Source organism: uncultured Roseovarius sp. (assembly GCF_913054395.1).
Classification (GTDB): domain Bacteria; phylum Pseudomonadota; class Alphaproteobacteria; order Rhodobacterales; family Rhodobacteraceae; genus Roseovarius.
In genome coordinates this window covers 1-3,304 of the sequence record NZ_CAJXIP010000241.1, presented here as the reverse complement: position 1 = coordinate 3,304, position 3,304 = coordinate 1, and the positions used below count along the sequence as shown (strand labels likewise).

General features: G+C 61.3%; 3 protein-coding genes. 2 read left to right on the top strand and 1 reads right to left on the bottom strand.

Going from position 1 to position 3,304, the window contains the following annotated elements; genetic code table 11:
- Both QZ522_RS18685 and QZ522_RS18680 read left to right on the top strand, forming a co-directional pair.
- On the top strand, nucleotides 1-280 hold a 280-nt coding region (locus tag QZ522_RS18685), incomplete at its 5' end, for an MlaA family lipoprotein (protein WP_294615151.1).
- Nucleotides 270-875 (top strand): ABC transporter substrate-binding protein, encoded by a 606-nt coding sequence (locus QZ522_RS18680; protein WP_294615148.1) that lies wholly within the window; start codon nucleotides 270-272, stop codon nucleotides 873-875. The genes QZ522_RS18685 and QZ522_RS18680, both read left to right, overlap by 11 nt.
- Nucleotides 876-929: 54 nt before the next feature.
- On the opposite strand, the gene QZ522_RS18675 is transcribed toward QZ522_RS18680, so the two are convergent.
- Nucleotides 930-3,062 (bottom strand): transglycosylase domain-containing protein, encoded by a 2,133-nt coding sequence (locus QZ522_RS18675; protein ID WP_294615145.1) that lies wholly within the window; start codon nucleotides 3,060-3,062, stop codon nucleotides 930-932.
- Nucleotides 3,063-3,304: the final 242 nt, after the last annotated feature.

Sequence of the window (3,304 nt, the reverse complement as noted above, 5' to 3'; positions counted from 1 at the left end):
GGTTGACCTGTTCACCAATCCGCTAAGCTATGTGCTCGAGTCGCCCGAGAACCTATATGGGACCGGTGCCGCAGTGGCCGCCGGGCTGAGCAAGCGCGAGAAATTCGGCGACACAATCGATTCCATTCTCTATGAAAGCGCCGACAGTTACGCGCAGACACGATCAGTCTACCTACAAAACCGCAGGTTTGAACTGGGCGGAACCTCGGGCAGTACCTATATCGACCCCTACGGTGAACCCGCCACTTCCGGCTCGTTGGAGGACCCCTATGACCAGTAACCTATCCCGCCGCCATGTTTTGACCACCGGGCTCGTCCTTGGCGGATTGGCCACCTTGCCGACCGGCGTTCTGGCCCTGAATGATGCGCGGGCCCGCACGCTTGTCGATGCGATCGTTTCGGATATCAACCGCGTGATTGCCTCGGGCAAGCCGCTCTCCGCCATGATTGCGGATTTCGAGCGTATCTTCACACGCTATGCGGATGTAAACATCATTGCCCGCTCGACCCTTGGGGCCGACGCGAACCGCATCTCAAGCGGCCAGATGGCGGCCTTCACCCAGGCGTTCCGGAGCTATATCGCACGCAAATACGGCAAGCGGTTCAATGAATTCGTCGGCGGGCGGATCGAAGTGAACTCGGTCAAGCAGGTCAAATCCTGGCACGAAGTGAAATCAACCGCCTACCTGCGCGGCGAAGCCCCCTTCGAGGTCAGCTTTCTTGTCTCAGACCGCTCGGGCAAGGATCTGTTCTTTGACATGATCATCGAAGGCATCAGCCTGCGCCTGAGCGAGCGCACCGAAGTCGGCGCCATGCTTGACCGGCGCAACGGCGATATCAACGCGCTCATCCAAGACCTCAAAACGGCCGGGTGAACGCGGCACGGCGACTTTGACCGCATCAGAACGGCGCCCCGGTGGGCGCCGTTTTCAATTCATCCCGAACAGGCCGCGCAGAAGATTCTCAATCGGGTTGGCTCCGGGCGCACGCCGCTGCCGCACGGTCGGGCCGGGTGTGGGCCGGGGCGTCGGGCGCAGCATCGGAAGCGGCTTAACCGGTACGCCTTCATGCACGCGCACCATGGTTTCGTGCCAAATCTCGGCCGGTAGCCCGCCGCCCGTAACACCGGTCAGCGGCGTGTTGTCGTCATAGCCCATCCAGACACCGGCCACGTAATCGGCACTGAAGCCAAGAAACCAGGCATCGCGCGCCGCCTGCGTGGTGCCGGTCTTGCCCGCCGCCTCGCGATCCGGCAACTTGGCGCGGCTTCCAGTACCGCCATCCACCACACGGCTCATCATATAGATCAGCTCGCGGGCGGCCTCTTCGCGGATCACCCGCTCACCGATGCCGCCGCCACTTCCCATCAGGGGGGTGCTGTCACCCAAAAGGCTTAGCTCGACCAGACCGTAGGGCGTGACCGACGAGCCGCCATTCAGGATGCCGGCATAGGCCCCCGTCATTTCAAGCAGCGTGCTTTCCGACGCCCCGAGCGCAAGCGCCGGGCCCGCCGCCAGATCGCTTTCAATGCCGAATTCGCTGGCCACCTTGCGCACAAGATCGCGACCCACGCTTTCCGATATCTTGACCGCCGGCACGTTCAGCGACTGACGCAGAGCCTCAGCCAGCGTCACGCGGCCATAATGTTTGCGGGTATAGTTTTCGGGGCACCAACGGCCCGATCCGGGGATGTTCAAACAATAGGGTTCATCCACGACGACAGAATCGAAGTTATAGCCAAGCTCAAGCGCCGTGGCATAAACGAACGGCTTGAATGCCGATCCGGTCTGGCGCCGGGCCTGAGTGGCGCGGTTGAAGGCACCGACGACCTTGGTCTTGCGCCCGCCGACCATGGCGCGCACCGCGCCATCCGCTGACATCACCACAATCGCCGCCTGCGCTTTGGAGCCTTCGCGCACCTTGTTGTCGAAAATATAGCTCAGTGCATCTTCCGCCGCGCGCTGAAGCCGCTGATCAAGCGTGGTCTTGATGATCACATCCTCGGTGGTGTCGCGGGTGAAGAATTCCGGCCCCGAAGCCATGACCCAATCGGCGAAATACCCCCCGGCCTGCGCCTCTGCCGCCGCCGAAAGCTCTGCGGGATTGGCCAGCGCAAGGGCCGCTTCCTTGTCGGACAGATAGCCCTGCCGACGCATCAGCCCAACCACCACCGAGGCCCGGTTCTGCGAGCGTTCAAGGTTGCTTGTGGGGGCCAATGTCGAGGGCGCCGTCAAAAGCCCGGCCAACATCGCGCCCTCGGACACGTTGAGGTTGGCCGCAGGTTTGCCGAAATAGCGCTGCGACGCGGCCTCGGCGCCATAGGCGCCCCCACCAAGATAGGCCCGGTTCAAATAGACCGACAGGACCTCATCCTTGGTGTATTTCAATTCCATCGCCAGGGCATAGACTGCCTCTTTTGCCTTGCGCCAGAGCGAGGAGCGGCGGCAATCCGCCACATATTCGGCCTCGTTCTTCCATTGGGTTTCGTCAAACTCGACGCCGAAGCACAACAATTTCGCGGTCTGCTGGGTGATGGTCGAACCGCCATTGCCCGACAGCGGCCCCCGGCCTTCGCTCAGGTTGATGCGGATTGCACTTGCGATGCCGATCGGATCAACGCCCGGATGCAGGTAAAACCGCCGGTCCTCGGTGGCGATCACAGCGTTCTTGAGGTGCTTGCTGACCGTATTGGCATCGACCACGCCGCCAAACTGATCGCCGCGCCAGGCAAAGACATCCCCCGCGCGATCCAATAGGGTGACCGATCCCTTGGCGCGCCCGTCCAGAAGCGCGGAATATTCCGGCAAAGTGGTATAGGTATAGCCAACCGAAACACCAACGATCAGCGCGATGACCGCGCCCACCCGCCAGGTGATCCGCCAGACAAGCCGCAGAATCCAGCCGATGATGCGCGCGAAAAACGCGATGATCGGATTACGCTTGCGCGCCGGTTTGCTCCGCGTCCGCTTGGCCGCAGGCTTGCGCCGCGCCGCCTTGGCCGGGGCCTTGCGCGAGCGCTTGGGCGCCACCAGTGGCGGCCTTTTACGTCCTGAATTGCTCATGCTCGTCCTGCCCGGACCTGTTGCTTTGCGCCACTCTATATCGCCTTTTTCCAAAAGTAGAGACCCCGGCACGCCCCTTGCGGCTTTTCTATATGATTAAATTTTAGGCAAATCAACCAGATCGCCCATTATTTAATCATTCGGCTGCGACAATCACCGCCAAACACCCCGTTCTGGCTTCTAGAATCTACGTCCTGTGCTTTTTCTGCAGATGCAAATAACGCGCTGAGCCACAGGAAACC

Bases quoted from the DNA above. Each gene is read 5' to 3' on its own strand.
- QZ522_RS18680 (WP_294615148.1), top strand. From the start codon at position 270: ATGACCAGTAACCTATCCCGCCGCCATGTTTTGACCACCGGGCTCGTC.
- QZ522_RS18675 (WP_294615145.1), bottom strand. From the start codon at position 3,062: ATGAGCAATTCAGGACGTAAAAGGCCGCCACTGGTGGCGCCCAAGCGC.